The 20,782-nt window shown below is 39.9% G+C and carries 19 protein-coding genes; 8 read left to right on the forward strand and 11 right to left on the reverse strand.

The features are described from left to right. Positions 1-84 precede the first annotated feature (84 nt). The 4 genes from ACUXV0_RS09280 to ACUXV0_RS09295 all read left to right on the forward strand — a co-directional run bounded on the left by ACUXV0_RS09280 (position 85) and on the right by ACUXV0_RS09295 (position 3,884). Entirely contained in the window at positions 85-1,134 is a 1,050-nt protein-coding gene (locus ACUXV0_RS09280; RefSeq protein ID WP_446189269.1) for a patatin-like phospholipase family protein, read from the forward strand. Positions 1,135-1,192: 58 nt separating this feature from the next. Then, positions 1,193-1,963: a 3-keto-disaccharide hydrolase gene (locus ACUXV0_RS09285; protein WP_446192807.1), complete on the forward strand. Its 771-nt coding sequence runs from the start codon at positions 1,193-1,195 to the stop codon at positions 1,961-1,963. 66 nt (positions 1,964-2,029) lie between these two features. Further along, positions 2,030-2,869, forward strand: a complete 840-nt coding sequence (gene prmC / locus ACUXV0_RS09290; RefSeq protein ID WP_446189270.1) for a peptide chain release factor N(5)-glutamine methyltransferase — start codon at positions 2,030-2,032, stop codon at positions 2,867-2,869. Positions 2,870-2,909: 40 nt separating this feature from the next. Further along, entirely contained in the window at positions 2,910-3,884 is a 975-nt protein-coding gene (locus ACUXV0_RS09295; protein ID WP_446189271.1) for an AAA family ATPase, read from the forward strand. Position 3,885: 1 nt separating this feature from the next. Here the strand turns inward: ACUXV0_RS09295 and hemB are convergent, their stop codons facing one another. The 3 genes from hemB to ACUXV0_RS09310 form a co-directional block, all read right to left on the reverse strand. Beyond that, on the reverse strand, positions 3,886-4,866 hold the full coding sequence (hemB, locus tag ACUXV0_RS09300; protein ID WP_446189272.1) for a porphobilinogen synthase: 981 nt from the start codon (positions 4,864-4,866) through the stop codon (positions 3,886-3,888). A gap of 194 nt (positions 4,867-5,060) precedes the next feature. Further along, positions 5,061-5,708, reverse strand: a complete 648-nt coding sequence (locus tag ACUXV0_RS09305) for a response regulator transcription factor (protein WP_446189273.1) — start codon at positions 5,706-5,708, stop codon at positions 5,061-5,063. Further along, positions 5,705-7,498 carry an ATP-binding protein gene (locus ACUXV0_RS09310; RefSeq protein ID WP_446189274.1) on the reverse strand — a complete coding sequence of 598 codons (1,794 nt, stop codon included), beginning with the start codon at positions 7,496-7,498 and terminating at the stop codon, positions 5,705-5,707. The genes ACUXV0_RS09305 and ACUXV0_RS09310 overlap by 4 nt, the downstream gene beginning before the upstream one ends. Before the next feature lie 171 nt (positions 7,499-7,669). On the opposite strand from ACUXV0_RS09310, the gene ACUXV0_RS09315 reads away from it, so the two are divergent. Next, positions 7,670-8,833: a tail fiber domain-containing protein gene (locus ACUXV0_RS09315; RefSeq protein WP_446189275.1), complete on the forward strand. Its 1,164-nt coding sequence runs from the start codon at positions 7,670-7,672 to the stop codon at positions 8,831-8,833. 45 nt (positions 8,834-8,878) lie between these two features. Here ACUXV0_RS09315 and ACUXV0_RS09320 read toward each other — a convergent pair whose 3' ends face one another. From ACUXV0_RS09320 to ACUXV0_RS09330, 3 genes are all read right to left on the reverse strand, one after another. Next, positions 8,879-9,469: a methyltransferase domain-containing protein gene (locus ACUXV0_RS09320; protein WP_446189276.1), complete on the reverse strand. Its 591-nt coding sequence runs from the start codon at positions 9,467-9,469 to the stop codon at positions 8,879-8,881. Positions 9,470-9,478: 9 nt separating this feature from the next. Beyond that, on the reverse strand, positions 9,479-10,963 hold the full coding sequence (locus tag ACUXV0_RS09325; RefSeq protein WP_446189277.1) for a YfcC family protein: 1,485 nt from the start codon (positions 10,961-10,963) through the stop codon (positions 9,479-9,481). A gap of 102 nt (positions 10,964-11,065) precedes the next feature. After that, positions 11,066-12,229, reverse strand: a complete 1,164-nt coding sequence (locus ACUXV0_RS09330) for a sigma-54-dependent transcriptional regulator (RefSeq protein WP_446189278.1) — start codon at positions 12,227-12,229, stop codon at positions 11,066-11,068. Between the two features lie 287 nt (positions 12,230-12,516). Between ACUXV0_RS09330 and ACUXV0_RS09335 the strand changes: the two genes are divergently transcribed. After that, positions 12,517-13,323: a hypothetical protein gene (locus tag ACUXV0_RS09335; RefSeq protein WP_446189279.1), complete on the forward strand. Its 807-nt coding sequence runs from the start codon at positions 12,517-12,519 to the stop codon at positions 13,321-13,323. Between the two features lie 93 nt (positions 13,324-13,416). Here the strand turns inward: ACUXV0_RS09335 and ACUXV0_RS09340 are convergent, their stop codons facing one another. Further along, positions 13,417-14,319 (reverse strand): prohibitin family protein, encoded by a 903-nt coding sequence (locus ACUXV0_RS09340; protein ID WP_446189280.1) that lies wholly within the window; start codon positions 14,317-14,319, stop codon positions 13,417-13,419. 114 nt (positions 14,320-14,433) lie between these two features. Beyond that, a complete protein-coding gene (locus ACUXV0_RS09345; protein WP_446189281.1) occupies positions 14,434-14,940 on the reverse strand; it encodes a heme-binding domain-containing protein in 507 nt (168 codons plus the stop codon). 359 nt (positions 14,941-15,299) lie between these two features. Here ACUXV0_RS09345 and ACUXV0_RS09350 point away from each other — a divergent pair, with 359 nt between their 5' ends. After that, a complete protein-coding gene (locus tag ACUXV0_RS09350; RefSeq protein WP_446189282.1) occupies positions 15,300-17,030 on the forward strand; it encodes an alpha-amylase family glycosyl hydrolase in 1,731 nt (576 codons plus the stop codon). Between the two features lie 42 nt (positions 17,031-17,072). Here the strand turns inward: ACUXV0_RS09350 and ACUXV0_RS09355 are convergent, their stop codons facing one another. Then, positions 17,073-17,426: a Spx/MgsR family RNA polymerase-binding regulatory protein gene (locus ACUXV0_RS09355; protein WP_446189283.1), complete on the reverse strand. Its 354-nt coding sequence runs from the start codon at positions 17,424-17,426 to the stop codon at positions 17,073-17,075. A gap of 180 nt (positions 17,427-17,606) precedes the next feature. Between ACUXV0_RS09355 and ACUXV0_RS09360 the strand changes: the two genes are divergently transcribed. Then, positions 17,607-18,842: a thioredoxin family protein gene (locus tag ACUXV0_RS09360; RefSeq protein WP_446189284.1), complete on the forward strand. Its 1,236-nt coding sequence runs from the start codon at positions 17,607-17,609 to the stop codon at positions 18,840-18,842. Positions 18,843-18,896: 54 nt separating this feature from the next. On the opposite strand, the gene ACUXV0_RS09365 is transcribed toward ACUXV0_RS09360, so the two are convergent. Together ACUXV0_RS09365 and ACUXV0_RS09370 are read right to left on the reverse strand one after the other, a co-directional pair. Next, positions 18,897-19,382: a gliding motility lipoprotein GldH gene (locus tag ACUXV0_RS09365; protein ID WP_446189285.1), complete on the reverse strand. Its 486-nt coding sequence runs from the start codon at positions 19,380-19,382 to the stop codon at positions 18,897-18,899. Next, positions 19,372-20,763 (reverse strand): PSP1 domain-containing protein, encoded by a 1,392-nt coding sequence (locus ACUXV0_RS09370; protein ID WP_446189286.1) that lies wholly within the window; start codon positions 20,761-20,763, stop codon positions 19,372-19,374. The genes ACUXV0_RS09365 and ACUXV0_RS09370 overlap by 11 nt, the downstream gene beginning before the upstream one ends. Positions 20,764-20,782 lie beyond the last annotated feature (19 nt).

Genomic DNA, 20,782 nt, shown 5'->3' on the forward strand with positions numbered 1-20,782 from the left:
ACCGCTGACAAAAGTAAGTCCATCAATTGAAACATTTCTAAGCTATCTTTTATAATTGGTTAAAAAGTGATTGATTACAGAACTATGAGAACTACTTTTCTTTTTCTGACTTGCCTTTTCTTCTGCTTTAAACAGACCAATGCACAGTATATCCCTCAATACCGTAACCTGGTTCTTGAAGGAGGTGGTATCAAAGGAATTGCATACGGAGGAGCATTGGCCGAACTGGAAGACCGAGGTGTACTTAAAGATATTATTCGTGTAGCAGGCACATCTGCTGGTGCTATTCAAGCTTGTCTCATTGCGGTAGGCTATTCTGCAGAGGAAATCACAGAGCTTACCGCCAATACACCGATTGAATCATTTAATGACGACGGTTTCGTGCCTCGGGGCACCAAAAGACTCTTGAACCAGTACGGCTGGTATAAAGGTGAGAGTTTTTTAAGCACACTTGAGGGCTTTATCTATGACCGTACAGGTAATATTGACCTTACTTTTGCCGAGCTACATAAGCTGGCAGAGAGTTACCCATTCAGAGATTTATATGTGGTGGGGGCTGATTTATCTGCTCAGAAATCGGTGGTTTTCTCTCATGAAACTCACCCAAATATGAGAATTGCAGACGCCGTACGCGTTTCTATGTCCATTCCGCTTTACTATAAAGCCCTTTGGCTCAATGAAGAAGGGAAGGTCATTGAGGAGCCTACTCCAGACGATCCTTGTCACCTTTTTGTGGATGGTGGAATATTGATGAACTATCCTGTGGAGATCTTTGACAAGTCAATTTACATCCCCGCCTGTGATGACGAGTACTGTGATATGTTTAATCCTGAAACTATAGGAATGAGACTAGACAGACCAGAACAAATCAATCAGGAGCTGGAAAATGGCTACGGAATTGCCCCATACGAGATTGAGGATTTCGGTAGCTACATGTCTGCCTTAGCCAGTATTTTGATGCGAAATGTAAGCCCGGCACATCCAAAAGATGTAGATAGAACCATCTACATCAATGATTTGGGCATAAGCCCGAAACCACGTAAAGTACCGGAAGATGAAAAACTGGCATTAATGGCTGAGGGAAGAAAAGGCGTAGAACTCTTTTTAACACGAATAAATCTACTGGCAGATTAAACTGCTTTTTGTAAGTTTGAAGAATTAAACACAAAACCGTAATCAACCTATGAAAAATATGAAGACGTTGCTCTCTGCAGCTCTATTAGCTACTGCTTTTCAAGTTTCAGCTCAGTACTCCAGTACTCCTCCTGAGGTTTCACCAATGCCTATGAAGCCCGAAATGACCGAAATCTGGGAACCTGAAGTAGCCGTAGTGACTCCGGGTGCAAAGCTGGGAGATGCTCCATCTGATGCCATTATTCTTTTTGATGGAAGTAACCTGGATCAGTGGGTTAGCAGCAAAGACCCTTCCCAACCGGCACCGTGGACAATTGTGGGTGACCACATGGAAGTAAAGCCAGGCTCTGGAGATATCAAAACCAAAATGAAATTTGGAGACTGCCAGCTTCACTTAGAATTCTCTGCTCCAGATAAAGTAGAAAGCGTAAGTCAGGGAAGAGGAAATTCTGGTGTATTTTTCCAGGATCGTTATGAGCTTCAAGTCCTGGATTCTTATAATAACAGAACCTACAGAAACGGTCAGGCAGGATCAATTTATAAAGACCATGCCCCTCTGGTAAACCCAATGCGTGACCCTCTTTCCTGGAATGTTTACGATGTAGTTTATACAGCACCAAGATTTAAAGAAGATGGTCGTCTGGACTACCCTGCACGTATCACCGTATTCTTAAATGGTGTAGTAGTACAAAACAATGTAACCATCACTGGTTTAACTAACTACATAGGCCTTCATATGTATCCTGAAGCTCATGGTGACGATGTTATTCACCTTCAAGATCATGGTAATAAAACACAGTTCAGAAATATTTGGATAAGACCATTATAATCGTATTAGTCGGCAGAATTTTGCTCTGCCGACATCATTTTTTAAGAGGCACATGCCTCTTTTTTTATGTCATATTTAGGAGCCAAAAACGTTTTTGATCAAACTGTAGCAGAGCTGATACTTGATGATGAATCGGAGAAGAAGTCAATTGCGTTTTTACTGCTGGAAGATGCTTTCTCTATTTCCAAAATGGACATTGCCATCAACAAGCCTGTATTGATAAATGAGCTCTTGTTGCAAGAATACATTGAGAGACTCAACCTCAATGAGCCACTCCAGCAGATTGTAGGCTTCACTTATTTCAGAGGAAGAAAATTTAAAGTTGATAAAAATGTTCTGATTCCCAGACCTGAAACTGAAGAGATTATTGACCTGGTCAAAGGATTGAATATTGAAGAGCCATCTATCATCGACATTGGCACGGGTAGCGGTTGTATTGCCATTTCTTTACAGTTAGAATTATCAAATGCCAAAGTCAAAGCCATTGATATCTCAAAAGAAGCTCTTTCTATTGCAAGGCAAAATGCCAAAGAATTAAAAGCTCAAGTGGAATTCTCAGCCATTGACTTTTTGAAAGATTTTCCTGCCGCCAATCAAATAGATCTAATCATCAGCAACCCTCCATATATAAAAGATATGGAAAAGGTGGATATGAAGGCCAATGTGCTGGAACACGAGCCTCATCTGGCACTTTTCGTTCCAAATGATGATGCTTTGGTATTTTACAGAAGAATAGCGGAGTATGGACAAAAGGCCCTAAAGACCGGAGGCTATATCTTGGCAGAAATCAATAGTCATTTGGGTAAAGAAACGGCTCAACTTTTTGAGCAATATGAATATCAAAGTGTAGAAATAATCAAAGATTTCTATGGTAGAGATCGTTTTGTTAAGGCAATTTGGGGCTAGATCGTTAAAATCAGCCTTTATTCACTAATTTCACCCCTAAATGAGTCAACAAGGAGAACTTCAAGAGAAAATTCAGAGCGTCTTCGATGAAGTCGGCAAAGTGGTGGTAGGCCAGGATTACCTGGTTAACAGACTACTGATTGGTCTTTTCACAGGTGGTCACATTCTACTGGAAGGTGTACCGGGCCTTGCCAAAACCAAAACGATCAATACGCTTTCTAAGGTGCTGGAGCTGAATTTTCAACGATTGCAGTTTACCCCTGATCTCCTGCCAGCCGATCTGATCGGTACCATGATTTACAATCAGAAATCGGGTGACTTTGAGGTAAAGAAAGGGCCTATCTTTTCGAATCTTATTTTGGCAGATGAGGTCAATAGAGCCCCGGCTAAAGTTCAGTCGGCTCTACTTGAGGCTATGGCCGAAAAACAAGTAACCATTGGTTCTGAAACATATCAATTAGACAGACCTTTTCTGGTCATGGCTACTCAAAACCCTGTTGAACAGGAAGGTACCTATCCGCTTCCGGAGGCACAAGTTGACCGTTTCATGATGAAAATCTTCGTAGATTACCTCGATAAAAAAAGCGAACTGGAGGTACTCAGAAGAATGACCAATCTTGACTGGGATTATACACCTGAGCAGCTTTTAAGTGCTGAAGAAATTCTTCAAATCAGAACAGAGATCAATAAGGTAGAAATCTCTGATATGCTGGAACGCTATATTGTGGAGCTGGTATTTGCCAGTCGTTTCCCGGGTGAGTATGGTCTGCATGAAGAAGCTAATTACGTGCAGTTTGGTGTTTCTCCTCGTGCGGGAATTGCCCTTTATAATGCTGCCAAAGCCACCGCCTTTTTTGACGGCAGAGACTACGTACTACCTGACGATATCAAACCTTTGGTAAATGACGTATTTAATCACCGCATCATCTTAAATTATGAAGCTGATGCAGATGGTGTTACTACTGAGCATATTATCGAAAAGATTCTCAGCCGAGTAGCCATAGCAGGCAAATAAATTACCCTTTCTTTAAAATAGCTGCTGCTTCTTTAGCGAAGTATGTCAGGATAATATCTGCCCCGGCTCTTTTCATGCTAAGTAGCATTTCCATCATAGCTTTTTCACCATCCAGCCAGCCATTTTGTGCTGCGGCCTTGATCATGGCATATTCGCCACTGACATTATATGCCGTAATGGGTATATCAAAATTGGTCTTTAATGCTTTGATTACATCCAGATATGCAAAAGCAGGTTTCACCATCATCATATCAGCTCCCTCATCAAAATCGATATCGGCTTCCATGATGGCTTCCTGAACATTGGCCGGGTCCATCTGGTATGTTTTCTTATCACCGAATTTTGGAGCAGAATCTAAAGCATCTCTAAACGGACCATAAAAAGCCGAGGCATATTTAGCCGTGTAAGCCATAATGCTTACATCGGTAAACCCGGCATCATCCAAAGCTTCTCTGATTTCACCTATTCTTCCATCCATCATATCAGATGGTCCAATGATATCTGCACCAGCCTCAGCTTGAGCTACAGCCATATCACAAAGGATTTCTACCGTCTCGTCATTTAAGATTTCTCCATCTTCCACGATGCCGTCATGACCATCAGAGCTGTATGGGTCCATCGCTACGTCTGTCATGATTAGTAAATCAGGAAACTTGGCTTTAACCTCCTCAATAGCTTTTAAATATAAGGTCCCTTCCACAGTAGATTCTGAGGCCAGCTTATCTTTCTTCTCCTCCGGGTAATTAGGAAAAAGACAGATACATTTTATTCCAAGCTCAACCACCTCTTCCAGCTCCTTTAAAAGCTCATCGATGCTAAACCTGAAGATACCAGGCATAGATTTAATCTCTTCCTTAACGCCTTTTCCTTCCATGACAAACATGGGAAAGATAAAGTCATTTACACTTAATGAATTTTCTGCTACCATAGCTCTCACAGCGGCAGATTTTCTATTTCTTCTTGGTCTACGTACTAAATCCATTTATTCTGGTCTTTTTGCGGTGCAAAAATAGGAATTTGGATTTATTGAAGTGGGACGAGGGTAGCTTATATTGAATGAGAAATTTGCTTTACTTTCTCTTAGGATGTTAGAAGCGTAAAGAGGTGATACGTTTTAAGCAATGATGAGCAAAGAACTGAAGTTGTATTTCTTTATTTAAAAGATAAGATTCAGATTCAATCAGAAGACAAAATTCCATTTTGAATGGCAAACTTCACGAGGCCTACAGTATTATTGACCCCTAATTTGAGGATAATATTTTTGCGGTGAGTATCTACTGTGCCAACACTTAAAAAAAGCTTTTTTGCAATCTCAGCATTGCTCATTTCTTTACAAATCAACTCCAGTATTTCATATTCTCTTTTGCCCAGCAACTCTTGAAGCTGATTTTTAGGATGGGTTACGGTATTGGTTTGAATGCCTTTCTGCAGAAAGTAAATTTCATCACTGAAATAGGTTTTGCCTTTAGCCACTTCTTCAATTGCCTTTATCAAATTCTCAAGCGGAATATCTTTCAAAACATACCCTTGTATACTTTCTTTTTCTAACTGGCGAATGATTCTACTTCCCCTTAGCATTGTCAGATACAGAATAGGCAGCCCAGACCTTTTTGCTCTTATCTCTTTAAGAAGGTTTCTTGGGGTAATGTCCTGCAACTGAACATCTAGAAGTAAAATATCGATCTCCAAGCAATCTATATTTTCTAATAGAGTAGCACCATTTGAGAAGGTTTCGACTACGTCTAATTCAGGTTGCTTGTTTAGGATACTTTCCAGGCCTTGTAAAAAAAGCTCATGGTCATCTACAATGGCAAGTTTTATCATAAGACAGGAATAGATAAGGTAAAGACAGAGCCTTCATTTGGTTTACTTACAAAGTCTAATGAACCACCCAACTCTTGACCTATTCTTTTGGCGATAAATAGACCCAGACCATTACTGGTTTCGTTAGAAGTAGGTTTTACACTAGTCATGGAGTACATCTTAAATAGATTTTCCTGCTCAGATTCAGGTATACCTACCCCCCTATCTTTGAACTCAAATTCTAGGTGTCCGTCATTTTCATCTGTCCGGATATTTACAATACTATTCGGGTGTGAAAATTTTATGGCATTAGAGAGTAGGTTTGATAAGGCACGAGAAAGCATCTCCTTATCGCTTAATATTGATTCTCTATCTTGTACTATTGTAAAATCTAACTCAATTCCTTTTTTGGTGGCAATTGGCTCAAAACTTTGATTCAATTCTTTCAATAGTTCAGCCAAATCAATCTGCACCATCTCTAAATCAAAGATCTCATTTTTATCTATGGTTAGCATTTTCCCAATTGTATGCAAACCTCCCACTGCCGCTTGCCTTATCTTATTGGCCAAGACCTCCGCTTCTGGTTTAGACCTCATGCTCTCACTCCAAATCTTAATCGCCGTAAAAGGACTACTAAGGTCATGAGAAACTACCGCCATTAATTCATTTTTTTCTTTATTTAGCTTTAAAAGGCCCTCATTTTGACTGGCTATCAGTTTATTTTTTTGCTGGTTTTTCAGATAAAACCAAAGTAGAACTCCTATTAAGGCAAATGATAGAATCAAACCGAGTATAAAGGCAAATTGTCGGTTTTGAGCGGATTTCAACTCCGAGCTTAATAGTGAATTCTCAAGATCTCTTTGTTTAGCTTTATACGCCTCAGTTAATTCGGCGATTTTCTCGTTTGTAGATTCATTGATGATTTCACTGTTTAGTCTTTCACTTTGTACCAAAGTAGTATAAGCTTGCTCATACTTTCCTATTCCTGAATAATAATTAGAAAGATTTTCTAAAGCCTCTTGCTTTCTCGATTTACTGTAAGCTGAATCCAGTGCCTTTTTGAGATAACTTTCGGCCTCTTTATACTTGCCCAAACCATTTAGAATTCCACCCATATTGATCAGATTATACCACAAGTCCTGATCGTTTTTTATCGAGTTTAGATACTCAATATTCGACATGGTCAATTCATAAGCTTCACTGAATTTTTGCTGTTTCATCAGCTGAGAACTCATATTGATTCTCAAATCTGCCATTCCCTTCTGATCGTTAATGGCTTCCTTAATTTTTAACGCCTTGCCATACATTAATACTGCACTATCTGGCTGATTGAGATTATTATAACATATACCCAGATTATTATAGAATACTGACAATTTCTTCTGGTTCAGCCGCTCCTTGTCAGGCCTTTGGGTAAAATTCAGCAATAGTTTTTTAGCCTTTTCATATTGCTTTGTGGTTATATAAATGTACACAATATCTCCAGTGGCAGACATTTCATCTGAAACCTGTCCAGATGACCTCGATAACTCGAGAAACTTGAGATAAAAGCCGATTGCATCGGGCATTTTTTCATCAAACTCTTCATGCAAACCCATAAGACGGAAAGAATAGGCATGTGCCCTTGGGCTATTCTCAATTTTCTTTAACTGATCTGCCCAAGTAAGAATAGAATCTCTTTTCTGTATGTCGAAAAAAGGAGCCTCCTCTATCCACTGATCAAGATTCTCTGTGTTTAGCTGGGCACTTAATGGTTTACTAATAAAATAGAGACACAGAATTAAAATAAGTTTACTGGCTAAGAGCTTCATTAAAGTGGTTTTCTATCCCAATTAGGTAAAATAAGGAGTATTTGACAAGCCAATAACAGAAATTACACCTTTACGGTATTTTAAGAATGCCTGACATTTAACTGTTTTGTACCAGTCACTTATATCGATTATAAATAAGTGACTATCAGTAAATAAAAACAACAACATAGCATGAAACTCCTTTTTAAAATCACTCTCATCTCCCTAATTACATTTACTGGTTTTGCCCAGTCTGTTATGATTACACCCGGGAGTCAAACGTTAAATGGCAATAGCACCAACAATTATCAATTGGATGTCTATGGTAATGGGCTTGTTGTTCAGGAAACTGAGGAGTTTGGTACTATATCGCCGAATAATATCGTAAATGGAAATAAAATGGTCTATGATGCCAATTTAAATAGGTTTATTATTTCTAGCGGTTCAAAAATGGAATATGACAGTACCGGGAGAAACTCTATCACATTTGGCAACGGTAGCATTGCGAAAGAATACGGTTCAGTTGCCATCGGCGATTCTTGTATAAGCGAAGGCCATAAAGGTATTTCTATAGGACATTCTGCACTGGCAAGTGGGTATGAATCAATTGCCATTGGCAATAATGCTGAAAGCTCTGGCTCCCATTCCTATGCATTTGGTTCAAATACCACAGCCACTTCTGGTGGCTCTATTGCCATAGGCTATAATGCCATTTCTTCAGGCACACATTCTAAAGCTTTCTGTAATTATTGCGAAACTACCGGGTCATATACCACAAGTATGGGTGGGAATATGAATACAAATAATAAAGATGGTACATTTATGATTGGAGACTCGCCTATTGGAGTATCAACTCATTACGCTAATGTGGCGAATAGAATGATTATGCGTTTTAGAAACGGATATTATCTCTATACTGACGGTGCAGCCTCCGTAGGTGCCAAAATGCTAGCGGGAGATAATTCGTGGTCCACAGCTTCAGATAGCACGTTAAAGGAAAACTTTATTCCCTCAAATGGCGAAGAAGTGCTAAATGCTGTAGCTCAAATGCGGGTTGGCACCTGGAATTACAAAACACAAGACCCATCTCAACACAGACACTGGGGAGTTATGGCTCAGGATTTCTATAAACATTTCGGTCATGATGCAATTGGTACTATAGGTAGTGATACCTTAATTGCCAGTGCCGACTTTGATGGCGTTGCTTTTGCTGCAATAAAAGCTTTAGAAGAAAGAACCAGAACTTTGGAGAAGGAAAACCTGCAATTAAAACAAGCCCTTAAGTCATTAGAAAGCCTTCGAAACGAAATGATTCTACTCAAAGCTGCAGTTAGAAAACCTTCGTTTGGTAAATAGCCAATTAAGAAGTTTGCTGGCCTTATACTGAGTTAAGTTATCAAATTACTTTTGAAGTAATACAAATAACTCTTTCCCAGCCCTTGAATCAATGGAGTTAAAACATGGCTCCATTGTTTTTATTTCAAAATAAGGCTCAAAGTACGTCTTATACTCCTCACGGTTTCCTCCAAATGGAGGACCATCAGGTTTGTTCATTTCAAAAAGCACTCCGGCTATCTTGCCTCCTTTCACCAGCAATTCAGCCATTTTAACAGCATACTCTTTACGTAAATCCGGATCTATGGCACAGAAAAAAGTCTGTTCTATGACCAGATCAAAAGTACCCTTTAGATCAAAGAAATTAGCATGAATTACCTCGCAGCGACCTTCTGCAATTTCGGCTGCAAATTTGCCTTTCAATTGTGCTACCAAAACTTCAGAAATATCTACCAAAGTTACCTTTTTGAACCCTTTAGAAAGTACATACTCGGCCTCATAAGAATTACCACAGCCAGGTATCAGAATTGAGATATCCTTGTTTGATAGTTGATCGATATATGCTTTTATGGGTGGGGATACTGTTCCTAAATCCCAACCAGTCTGTTTATTGATATATCTTTCAGACCAAAATTGATCGCTGAGCTTCTGTGTCATGGTTATGCTTTACAAATAAACACCGGCGGTGAGTGCAATCATTCCCAAAACGGCAAGAATGATGAGTAAGGGCATTATAAACTTCAGCCATTTGTTATAACCGACATTTACAACTGTGAGTGACGCCAGTATTAGACCCGTAGGGTTTATGAAAGCAAAAAGTCCCTGCCCATACATATAGGCATTGACAATCAGCTCTCGCCCAATGCCCACCACATCTGCCAGCGGGGCAAAAACCGGCATGGTTAAAACTGCCATTCCTGAAGAGGATGAAACAAATAAAGCCAAACCCGTATAAAGGAAATAGAGCATATTGATAAACAGCCCTTTAGGCATACCCTCTACTAAAAGAGAACTTTGATATAACAATGTGTCAGAAACCTGACCTTGATTCATCAAAATAGTAATACCTCTTGCTACGCCAATAATAAGAGCAACACTTAGCAAATCCTTTGCACCGCTAATGAAGTTTTTGACAAAGGCCTTCTCCCTTACTTTGGCAATCACACCCATGATAATGGCTCCCACAAAAAAGACAGTGGTCATTTCCAGAAACCACCAATCCAAACTGGAGACTCCGTAGATCATAATCACAAAACAAAGAGCAAAAACAACCAAAATCATCTTTTGACGACCTGAAAGGGCACTTGCTACTTGGTTTTGCTTAGCTAGAAAACGCTGTTCTAATTCTTCTTTTTGATCAAAAATGATCGACTTTGACGGGTCTCGCTTGACCTTACGTGCATATTTCAAAATATACCACAGGCATAAAGAAAGCCCCACGAAAAGCATCATCATCCGGCCATTAATACCAGTCAGCCAGTTGATACCTGCAGAGTCTGATGCAATGATGACACTAAACGGATTGACCGTGCTCGCCATAGTACCCATACTAGAACCAATATAAATACATGCCACAGCGACCATGGCATCATAACCTGCGGCTAAGAAAACGGGCACCAAAATGGGGTAAAATGCAATTGTTTCTTCTGCCAGACCAAAAGTGGTTCCGCCTGCTGCTATCAATGAAGTAATAATAATGATCAAAAGATACTCCTTGCCTTCCAGCAGTTTTGAGAGACTGGTCACTCCACTATCAAAAGCTCCGGTGGTGTGAACCACACCAATAGCTCCGCCAAGAATTAATACAAACAAAATAATGTCAATAGCCTCCTCAATACCTTTAAGCGGTGCTTGAAAAAACTCAATGACACCCTGCGGATTTGCCACAGCTCTTTTATATGTTCCAGGTATACCTATGGGCTTCCAGATATCTCCTTCAGTGAAGTTTTCAAGCGGTATTTTAATACCTAATTCATCTAAGCTTTGTTGCGTAGCAGGCAATGTTTTTTCTTCTGATCCTGTGACTTTAAAACTATCTGCCGAGGCATCATAATGAAGTCTATCATACTGACCAGCAGGAACCAACCATGTAATTACAGCTACGAATGCTGCAATAATTAATAAAACTGTATGTGCCGTTGGAAACTTCATAGGCTTATGTATATGGGTTCGGAAACTAGCTTACCCATTGAATGAAATAAAAAAAGTGAAACACCTCTCGATGTTTCACTTCAAATTAAAAATATCAATCCATTAAACGCCCATACCGGCGTATAATTTCACATCATCTATTTGAATGGTCTCACCACACATAATTACCAAACGCTCTACTACGTTTCGCAATTCTCTCACATTCCCCGTCCATTCCATTTTCATCATGTGTTCCATGGCTTCTTTTGAGAATGACTTCATGGCATCACCATAATCCTCAGAAACATCCTGAAGAAACTTATCACATAGTAATGGAATGTCACTTGATCTTTCTTTCAGCGGCGGTACATGAATTGGAATCACATTCAGTCTATGGAATAAATCCTCTCTGAATTCTCCCTCGGCAATTGCCTTTTTCAAGTCTTTGTTCGTTGCTGCAAGCACACGTACATTGATACTTATCTCCTTTTCACCACCTACACGGGTGATCTTTCCTTCTTGCAGGGCACGAAGTACCTTCGCCTGAGCTGAGAGACTCATATCCCCGATTTCATCAAGGAACAGTGTACCGCCGTCAGCTTGCTCGAACTTCCCTATACGTTGTTTTATAGCCGAAGTAAAAGCCCCTTTCTCATGGCCAAAAAGCTCTGATTCAATCAGTTCTGAAGGAATAGCAGCACAGTTTACTTCTATCAATTTCTTTTTGAAACGGCTACTCTTATCATGAATTTGCTTGGCAACCATCTCCTTACCAGAACCATTTGGCCCGGTAATAAGCACTCTCGCCTCCGTAGGAGCTACTCTGTCGATTGTTTCCTTTACCTTCAGGATAGGTGCAGAATCACCGACAATCTCATTTTTCTTGTAAACACGCTTCTTCAGCGTTTTAATAACCTCTACGTCATTTGCCTTTTCAATGGCATTTCTTACGGTAACCAAAAGTCTGTTTAGATCAGGCGGCTTAGTAATAAAGTCAAAGGCTCCTCTCTTGGTGGCTTCTACAGCATTCTCTACATTCCCAAATGCGGAAACCATTACAAATTGTGTAACAGAACCTTCTTCTTTTGCCTTTAAAAGAACATCAAGCCCTTCTAATTTTGGCATTTTAATATCACAAAGTGCTACATCATATGGTGAACTGAGAACCATGTCCAGGCCTTCCTGTCCGTCTTTAGCTTCATCTACCTGATACCCTTCGTATTCCAGAATATCTCTTAGGGCATCCCTGATACTCTTCTCATCATCAATTACTAGGATTTTTGCCATTTGGGTTATTTAACCGTGGTTTTTTAGGATTAACATGTAAAGTCTTTTCAAACTATTGTTTGTCTTGGCAAGTTAAGAATTTTTCTTTCATGAGATATCTGTTCCTTATCATAGAGCAGCAAAACACACCAATTAGACGCCCAATAGTCAATTTCAAGACTTCTTCATGTCATGAATTTAATAAAATCAAGTCCACAAAATCTAATCTACTGCATATAAAGTAAGATGAGAATGAGTTTTCGGTATCATTCTTGAGGATAATTTTATCAAACTGTCGGAAAAAAGAAATGAGAAGATATTTCAGCAAAACCCTTCTGCTGAGTTGTCTGGTTTTAGTAACCTTCTCTTGTAGAAAAAAGAAAAAACTCGATAAGCTGCTGGAAAGTGCGGCCTGTCCTGTGATAGCTCTTATAGAACCGGATGGAACATCCTGGAGGAACTTCGAATATGTAGGCGAGAAGCTTACCCGAATGTATTTCAATGATGAAACTCAGATGGTTTTAGGCATCAGATACGATGAAAGTTCAAGAATTAAGACGCTTGAAATCAAAAACAATGAGGACCTGGAGGAAATGGATGTCAACTACAGCTATGATCCAGAAACGGGTCATATCAGTGAAACCAATACTTCAATTGGCGGCCTTCCTTTCATGAAAAATGTCTTTACCTATAAAGATAATAAGGTAGTCAGCGTGAAAACCACGGTTCAATTTTTCGGTAGCCAGGTAGAGGGTCTTACAAGGATAAGTTACAGTGGCAATAATGTTTCTGCCGTTTACTCTTCTATTGATAATGAGCCCGAAAAGCTTGTTTTTAAAGGCGACAGCTATGATGATAAACCCATGTTTATGCCTGCCATTTTCAGGCATGTCTGTTTGGGCTTTGTTGGCGTAGCCAATAACTTCTTTGCCTACATGGGTAAAAATAACCTGGTGGCCGGTAAACTATATGATGAAGACGGCGTCATCAATCAAACGACTCAAATCATTTTTGAATACGATAAAAGAGAACTCCCAATGACAGGTGAATACATCATTGAGAATAAAGGAGAACTCACCAGCAACATACTCCGCTATGAGTATGATTGCAACTAAGATCTTGTGCTTACAAGACTAATAATCCAGTGTAATAAAAGAGGCCACCCAAATTGGGCGGCCTCCACTGTTTTAAGACTTTACGTATAGCCATCAAGGAGAGATAAGAAGATTACTCTCTTTTCCTCCAAGAATAACCATTTTGCTATTCTCTGACTCCGCAAGAGCCTTTTGGGCTTGAATAGCCTCATACTTCAATAGTCGGTCTGTAATGGTTGAGGTCAATATTCTTTGATAATCTGCTATACCCTGAGCTTCCACACGCTTACGCTCTGCTTCCTGCTTTTCTTTTTGAAGCACAAACTCCATTTTTTGAGCCTCCTGTTCAGCGTTTATTTTTGACTCGATGGCCGCTTTTACTGAAACCGGCAGGGTGATATTTCTAACTAATAATTGCTCCAGCACCAATCCTCTCTGCGTGAAATCCTTCTCTATAGCATCAAAAATCTTGTTTTGAAACTCTTCGCGTTTTGAGGAATAAAGAGAAACCGCCTCATAATTGGCTGCTAAATCTCTAATTCTGGTTCTGGCTATTGGCCTCACGATCACATCTCTATAGGCCTTGCCTAGCTCTCTGTAAATAGATGGGGCACTCTCAGGAATAATTCTATAAAGAACGGTAAGGTCAATAGTTACCTCAAGACCATCCTTTGATAAAGCTCTGATTGCGTCATCTCCTCCTTTATGCCCTTCATCCGTGATACCGCTCATGGTGTAGTTCTGCGTTTTTATATCAAACTCATGAACTTCTACCAATGGGTTAACCACATTCAGACCACTTTTCAAGGTGTTATCTTTGACCTTACCAAATAAACTCTGTACGCCCACCTGCCCAGGGTTAATCTGAACTACGGCTTTGGCCAAAGCCCCCAAAATCAATAAGACAATACCAGCGATTCTTATTATACCGGAGAGTCTTTGAATTGGAGAATTTGGGTTATTGACTACAAAACTGGCAATAAGGGCTGCCAAACCCAGAAAAAGTAACATTGACATAACTGTGAAATGTTGTATTGTTGAAATCTCAATTTACAAAAAAAGACCCGTTCTACTGATCTCTTTCTGATGAGCGGAACGGGGATTTGGTGATTGGGATAGACGAGGGATAAATTAATGTGACTCTGCTGAAGGCTTTCGCTGAGGCCTGGTGAGATCAATGGTGCTATCTGCTTCCATGACTTTCATCAAACCCGTGGCCCATGTAATTAAAGTTCTTTTTTCCTCATCACTTAGGTCAGCCTCTTTATGCATAAATACATAGTCATCAAGGGGCATACCATCCTTTTCAATTTCTTCAGCTATTTCTTCTAATTTGTGATGAGCTTTCCATGGTTCATAAGCAGCAAATTCTGAGAAATCCAGATGCCTTTTACCATCCTCTATGTGGTCAGCTAATATCCAAGCGGCAGGCTGTAAGTTAGCGTACCATGGATACTTGGTATTATTGCTATGGCAATCATTACATGCTTTATCCAGAACAATTTTGACATTCTCAGGAACATCATATTTAGTTGTAATATCGTTTTCTGAGAGCGTATCAGAAACGTTTCTTTCCGGCTTGATGAATTGAATAATTAGCAAGACTACTAATAGAGCCAATAGTATCTTCTTGATCATAAGGGTAAAAGTTAGTTTAACTCAAATGTAAAAAAATAGCTCTAAAAAAGAATGTTCAGAAAATCTCTCATAATCTCTTTAACCTCTAAAATATGAATAATGCATTGGCACAACTTTGAGTCTTTTGAATAAATTGACACGAAGAAAGGCTTAAACGATCAGTGGATATTTCAAAACGCCTCAATTGAACAGCTTTGTTTTAACTACTACTCTCATTCAAAATTTATCTTACAAGAAGTCCAAACTTATATGCTCAAATAGAATCAACAGAATACAGGTTTTCGGAAAGCATAAGTCTTATCTTTGCCATTAAGACGAAAAAATGGGATTAATTCTCCCAAACTTTAAAAATACAGTTTATGAAACCCGAAAGCACTGCTTCTATAAGCAATGGTGTAATGCTTAATGCCTATCCCGATAGTATAGGCGAGAAACTGGGAGACTTGGTAGCCATGCTACAGATGCCCGAGCTTAAAGATACCTTTTCTCTCTTTTACGTTCTTCCTACTTTTTTCAATAGCGACCTTGATAGAGGCTTCTCCATCATTGATTATAACCATAATACTGACTTAGTAGCTGAAGAGGATATTGAGGCATTGAAAGCTCTGCAAATACGCCTTAAGTTTGACATTGTCCTGAATCACCTTTCTGTGGCTTCGCCGCAGTTTAAAGACCTCCTTAAAAACGGAGATAATTCTGAATACAAAGACTTTTTCATCAACTGGAATGACTTCTGGGAAGGTCATGGAGAGATGAATGAAGAGGGTATCATCATTCCGGAAAAGGAGTATTTAGACAAGCTTTTCATGCGTAAATCAGGTTTGCCAATCCTGAATGTGCCTTTCCCTGATGGTACTGAAAGACCATACTGGAACACTTTTTACCAGAAGGTAAGCTACCCTCTTTTTACTGCTTCAGACTTAAGTGAGCTCAAGCTCAAAGAACCGGAAACCGTATCCAATCTGATCAATTCTGCCTTAGAAGGTTCTTCCGATCTGAAATCTCTGGATTTCGGGAAAGACGAGGACTCAAAAAGAGATATTCTGAAAGTGGTCAATAGCCGAAAAAGCTTCCTTGGCCAAATGGATGTAAATGGCAAATCACCGCTTGTCTGGGATTTTTATGAAGAGGTTCTGGCCAAAGTAGGAAGCTATGGATGTCAGATCTTACGCCTGGATGCCTTTGCCTACCTGCATAAAGAAGTAGGTGAATCAAATTTTTACAACAAACCGGGCACTTGGGATTACCTGGCTAAAATCAACGAGATAGCCACCAAAAATCAGCTTCAACTTCTTCCTGAAATTCACGCCGAATACGGACTTCACCTTCATGATGAAGTAGCTGCTGAAGGGTACGTAATTTACGACTTTTTCTTACCAGGCTTATTGATTCATACTCTTGAAAAAGGTAATAATACTGCCCTATTGAAATGGGGCAATGATATTCTGAGAGAAGGCTTCAAAACAGTGAATATGCTGGGCTGCCATGATGGAATTCCCGTGCTGGACCTTAAAGGAAAAGAAGTTAATGGTACATATCAGGAAGGTCTGCTCTCCGATGAGGAAATTGAAGATATCATGGAACTTGTATTAGCCCGAGGCGGCCGGGTAAAAAACCTTTATGGAGCCGATGGTAAGAAAATATCTTACTATCAGGTCAATGCCACTTATTACAGTGCTTTAGGGGAAAGCGACCAGAAAATGCTTTTGGCCAGAGCCATTCAGCTTTTTATGCCAGGTATACCTCAGGTTTGGTATCTTGATGTATTTGTAGGTAAAAACGATTATGAAGCCGCTGACAAAGCTGGTGAAGGAGGCCACAAAGAAATCAACCGAACTAATCTCAGTCTGGAACAGATTAAGGAAGGATTGAAAAAACAGGTGGTTATTCAGCAGCTTGAGTTGATAAGGCTAAGAAACACCCATCCGGCGTTTGAGGGTAACACTGAGTTCCTAAACTCCTCAGATTCTGAGATCATTATTGAATGGAAACATGAGGATAGTAGAGCCAAACTAACAGCCAACCTCAAAACTCATCAATTTATCATCGACCTAACGGAGAATGGCCAAGAGAGACGTATGAGTTATTAAATATTTAAGAAGTCGACTGGTTTACAGCCGACTTCTTATCATTTATTTAAACACCTCTACATACTCCTCATCCTTAAAACCAAATAATACGATCTTACCATCTTTTTCAATAATCGGTCGTTTGATTACTGATTGGTTCTCCAGCATCATTTCCTTTGCTACGGCGGCATCTCCGAAGTTTGCCTTCATCTCATCAGAGAATTTTCTAAAGGTCATTCCACGGTTATTGATCAGCTTTGAGGGCTCTGTCTGACTCATCCATTCCTCTATTTTGGCATCATCAATACCCACCTTTTTATAATCGTGAAAGTCATAAGAAACACCATTTTCATCGAGCCAGGTAAAGGCCTTTTTCATGGTATTGCAGTTCTTTATTCCGTATACTTTTACCGACATCAGTCTATTATGGTTTTGTTTAACAAGGATTTAACAGCAACAACAAGACTTCTCAACTTGTCGTTTCCTTATTTGTAAGTAATTTCGCCAGCGTTAATTATCCCAAAAGAAACTGAAAAATCCATGGTTGTTCGTCACTTTAACTAAGAACCGCCATTATCCTCAAAAATATCATTACACATGAAACAGCATTTTATTAAGACCTTTTCTCTTCTTGTGGTGCTTTTGGCCTTCGGCTGTAAATCCAACTCGCAGCAAGCCGAAGTACCCATTAATACGGAAGAGGTTACCTGGCAAACTGACATCAATACCGCTATGCAAATGGCCAAAGATCAGAACAAGCTACTTTTTGTAGAGTGTTATTCTCCAAACTGCCCATACTGCCAGGCTCTTGAGCCTTACTTTAAGAATACTGAAGTGGCTACCAAGTATAACTCTAACTTCATCAATTATAAATTGAATGTTGAAGAAGCAGAGCAAGTGAAGTTCCTGAATTCGCATAATATCTGGCTACCGAGTTTCCCGATGTTCTTATTTTTTGATGGGGACGGCAACCTGGTACATCAGGCAGGGGCAGACCCAAATGTAGCTTCTATCAATGGCAATGCAGATCAAGCACTGGATGAAGACACCAGAGCTTCTAGCTATGCTAAGCGTTTTGCAGATGGAGAACGTAGCCTTGAATTCCTTACAGACTACGCCAATTACGGTAAGGTCATTAAAGATACCTCTGCTACAGCAATAGCCGCTGAAGAGCTTTTCAAAATCTTCCCGAAAGAAGAATTAGGAACAAAAGAGAGCTGGGAGCTAACTAAAAAAGCAGTGAATGATGTAGACAATGGCTTCGCAAAATATTGGCTGAATAATGTAGCTCAGGCTGCTGAATTTGAAAAAGAGTCTGGCCATGCCGGAGCTGAACAGAATACGCTTCAGGGTATTATTCAAAACTCACTTTACAGCTCAAAAGCTAAAGATTATTCGATTGAGAAAATAAATAGAATAAAGCAGTATATGACCAATACCGGAGCCGGTCAATATGTAGACGGAGCTACCTGGGAGTTAGAATCAAAAGCCTATATCAGAGATGGCAAAGGAGCTCAAGCCCTACAAGTTGGTCAGAAAATGGTAGACAAACTCAAAACCAACGGCTCTGCTTTAGTATACATTTCCAGAGTGTTTATTGATAGCTTTAAAGACAACTCTTACCTACCAACAGTAAAGAAATGGATGGCTGCTGCATTGCCTGTAATACAACAGGATAATGTCAAGGCCGAGTATCATTACGAAATGGCAAGAATCAATAAAGTTGAAGGCGACCTTACTGCAGCCAAATCAAATGCTCAAACGGCACTTGAACTTTCTAAGAAGTCTGGTGGAACGAACGGTAAATTCCAAAAGCTGATTGACAGCTTATAATAAATTACCTGCTCATATTTTAAAGAAAAGGCTCTTCAGATGAAGAGCCTTTTTTTATTTCGTTTCGGTTTTATCTACCACCTCAAATCCAATGGAGAGCATACCCATCAATGGATCTGGCCTCATATTATGCTGTATCTCAAAGGTGTAAGTCCCGTTGGTCGGGAAACGCAGTTCCTGATATTTAGCTGCACCGATTTTATGATCAAATAAATCTCCTAAACCATCCCCCTTCGGTTTTCCGGTTTTCTCATCAAACAAGATAAGCTCCTCCATTCCTGAAATAAGCTCTGATCCTGTACTGTCTTTAAGCCAACTTTTAAGGTAGATATTGTAATAAGGATACTGTACGGCGTTTCTGAGCAGATAATTAATCTGATAGGTTTTTGAGCTATCCTTTACCTCAAAACTAAACGTCTTGATGTCATCGATTTGCCATTCGGCATTATCAAAATCCACAATTTCTTTATGGATAGCTGAATCTGTGCAGCCCAGAAGACCCGCACACATCAAGGCTATTAAAATGATCTTATTCGCCACCTTTATTCTCTTTTTTAGGAGGTCTGTTTCTATTGTTTCTCCTCTTATTCTTATTTCTGTTCGGCTTATTTCCTTGAGCCTGAGCTTGAGCTTCATTAGGATTTTGAGGATTTTTTCCTCCCTTAGGCTTTGGCCTGTTTCCACCACCCCTTGGCTTTCTTGCCTCAGGTTTAGCTTCAGTATTGGCGTTAGCCTGCTGAGAGTTTCCTCTTTTCTTATTAGGCTTCTTTTTCTTTTTGGCTTTTGAAGGATTAGCCTTTGAAAGCTTACGGTCAAGCTTCTCCAACTCATTATTTACTGAAGCTGGCTTTTGCTTCGCAAAATCCTCCATGAGACTCATATTCTCCAGGGTCATCGGCTTCTTCCCTTTCTTATTCAGCTCCACAATCTCAATCACCTGAGAGCAGGAAATAGAATACCAATTAGAGTCATTCTTAAAACTAAACCACATCAGACGTCTGAAGATATCGGTCTTTTGCAGATACGCTTCGCCCTTCTCAGTCATTAATGGCTTATGCAGCTTAGGGATGCCCTGAAGAGCATCTACGTAGGTATCAAGCTCATAATTTAGACAACATTTCAAACGACCGCATTGCCCTGAAAGCTTGGCGGGGTTAAGAGATAGATTCTGATAGCGAGCAGCGGCAGTAGGAATACTTTTAAAACTGCTCAACCAGGTAGAGCAACATAACTCCCGACCACAAGAACCGATGCCCCCAAGGCGAGAAGCTTCCTGTCTGAGACTAATCTGTCTCATTTCTACTCTGATCCTAAACTCACCCGCCAGTGCTTTTATCAGCTCTCTGAAATCCACTCGGTCATCTGCAGAATAATAGAAAGTAGCCTTGCTATTATCTGACTGGAATTCCACATCAGAAACCTTCATTTTCAAACCGAAATCTTTGACCAATTCCCGGGTTCTGTACATAGTAGAGAGATCACGATTTATGGCTTGCTCATGCTTCTCCATGTCTCGCTCATTGGCCACTCTCATCAGCGACCTGATCTCGTCATTGTCAGAAATCCCTTTCTTAATCAGCTGAAGTCTTACGAGCTCACCCTGTAAAGAAACAGTGCCAATGTGATACCCCGTAGGCATGTCACATACCACAAAATCGCCCGTATATAATTGAAGATTTTTCGTGTTTCTGAAGTACTCTTTTCTACCACCTTTAAACTTCACCTCCACCACGTTATAACGCATGGCAGCAGGCAGTTCCATATCAGAAAGCCAGTCAAAAGAATTTAGTTTCGTACATCCTGTGCTACAACTTCCTCCACTACTTCCACAACCTTTGGTTGCTATATAATTCGTTTTGCCCTCGTCTTTTGCCGGCTTAATACTACCGCAACCTCCCGAGGAGCATTGTCCACATCCCATAAATATATATTCATCACCT

Source organism: Jiulongibacter sp. NS-SX5 (assembly GCF_052828545.1).